Origin of the sequence: Novipirellula sp., from assembly GCF_041583735.1 — a bacterium.
Classification (GTDB): domain Bacteria; phylum Planctomycetota; class Planctomycetia; order Pirellulales; family Pirellulaceae; genus Novipirellula.
Genome location: NZ_JBFHFD010000983.1, coordinates 1 through 2,096, shown reverse-complemented (window position 1 = coordinate 2,096; position 2,096 = coordinate 1). Strand labels below are relative to the sequence as shown.

Annotated in this window: 2 protein-coding genes; both read left to right on the top strand. The window is 55.5% G+C overall.

What is annotated here, in order from left to right:
- On the top strand, nt 1-865 hold an 865-nt coding region (gene rpoN / locus ABX962_RS35295; RefSeq protein ID WP_372726339.1), incomplete at its 5' end, for an RNA polymerase factor sigma-54.
- Between the two features lie 57 nt (nt 866-922).
- Nucleotides 923-2,096, top strand: a 1,174-nt coding sequence (locus ABX962_RS35290; protein ID WP_372726338.1) for a DUF1587 domain-containing protein, incomplete at its 3' end; no start/stop codon positions are given.

The window sequence follows — 2,096 nt, the reverse complement described above, 5'->3', positions numbered from 1 at the left end:
TGACTTGAGCGAATGCCTGCTGAATCAACTTTCTCCTGCGATTCCTCATTACGAGGAAATGAAGATCTTGATTCGCTCGCACTTGGTCGATTTGGCCGAGAACCGCTTGCCACAAATCGCCAAGAAAACAAATTTTACGATTGAACAGATCCAAGAAATCCGCGAAGAGCTGCATATGCTCAACCCCAAGCCGGGCGCGGCGTTCATGGAAACCTATGTTCCCAATGTCACCCCTGACATCATCCTCGAACAAGATGATGAAGGCGAATACAAAGTCCGGCTTGATGATGACCGTGTCCCCACGCTATTCATCAGCGATTACTACCGTAGCCGACTGCAGGACCCCAACAGCACGACGGAAGAACGCGAGTTCATCAAACAGAAAATCAGTAGTGCCCAGTGGCTGATCGACTCGATCGAACAGCGACGCAGCACACTGACCAAAGTCGCCGAAGCGATCGTCGAACATCAAAAGAAGTTTCTCGACGAAGGCCCCGAGGCGATCGAACCGCTGAAGATGCAACAGATTGCCGACAAAGTGGGCGTCCATGTGACCACGGTCAGTCGTGCGGTCGATGATAAATGGATCCAAACCCCGCGTGGCATCTTGCCGTTGAAGCGATTCTTCGTCGGAGGAACGCAAACCGAAGATGGCGACGATGTTGCCTGGGATACGATTCGTTTGAAGCTGCAAGAATTGATCGACAAGGAAGACAAGAGCAATCCTTACAGCGACGAGCAACTTGTCGACGAGCTGAAAAAGGCGAGCATGACCGTTGCCCGCCGTACGGTAACAAAATACCGAAAACGGATGGGAATCCCCAGCAGCCGCCAGCGTCGCGATTGGTCACTTGTTAAAAAGTAGTCAGGAATGCGAATGAGACGCTAGGGACGGCTGAATACCAATCGTGACGGTCGCCCGATGTCCCACCCTTTCCGCTCTCTTTTGCTGCTGGTCTCGCTCACCATGGGACTTGCCGCCGCCAATGCTGCTCCACCTGCCGATTCTTCGGCAATGGAAACCTCCTTGGTACCCAAGCTGCAGCTCGATGCGTTCTTCGAGCAACACTGCATCGAGTGCCACAGCGGATCGGAAGCGGAATCCGGCATACGGCTCGATGCGTTGACTGCGTCCTCAACGTGGCAAGCCGATTTAGCGACATGGTCTCGCGTGGTCGACGTACTCCAACACGGCGAAATGCCGCCCCCCGATTCGCCTCGTCCTGATCCAGCAGCGACCTCTGCAGCGATCGAGCATATTGTCGGGCGTGTTGCCCGAACAGCATCAGAACCGCCACTCTCGCTGCGGCGAATGAATCGCCGCGAGTACGAAAACACGATTCACGATCTGTTGGGAATCGATGTGCCGCTCGTGGATCTTTTGCCCGAAGACCAGTCGGTGCAAGGATTTGACAACGTCGCCGATGGATTGAGCATTTCTTCGGTGCTGCTCGAGCAATATCTACAAGCAGCCGACATCGCCTTTGACGCAGTCGTCCGCCGAATCAAGCCGCTGCCTGCGGAAACGCGTCACGTCGAGATGATGCAGGTTCGCGAGAACATCGATTCGGTGAAAAAGAAAAAAGGGGGAACGATCGAAGTCGAGAATTCGTTCGTCAAATTCACTCCCGGTTGGCCTCCCGCCCGACTCGACGCGGTGCATCCGATCGAAGACGGCGTCTATCGCTGTCGTGTTGCCGTTTGGCCGCACGATCCTGGTGATCGAACGTTGTCGGTCGCCATCTATACGGGATCGCTGTTTGGCCCCGAGACTCGCAAATTCATTGGCATCTATGACGTCACCGGGACGCCGACGAACCCTCGCGTGATCGAATTCACCACCGTGATGGACGAAGGGCACTCCATCCATATCGTCCCACGAATTTGGCCCGAGCATGTCACGTGGCGAGACAAACACGAGTCGCGTCCAGGCGTCGGCATCGCGTGGGCTGAAACGCATGGTCCGATCGACCAGAGCTTCCCTAGCGAAGCTCAACAACGGCTGTTCGGCAACCCCGACTCGATCACGATGGTTCCCGAGCAATCCGTCTACATGCGTCACCGCAAAGGGGTCCAGCGTCATGTGGTCGCATCGT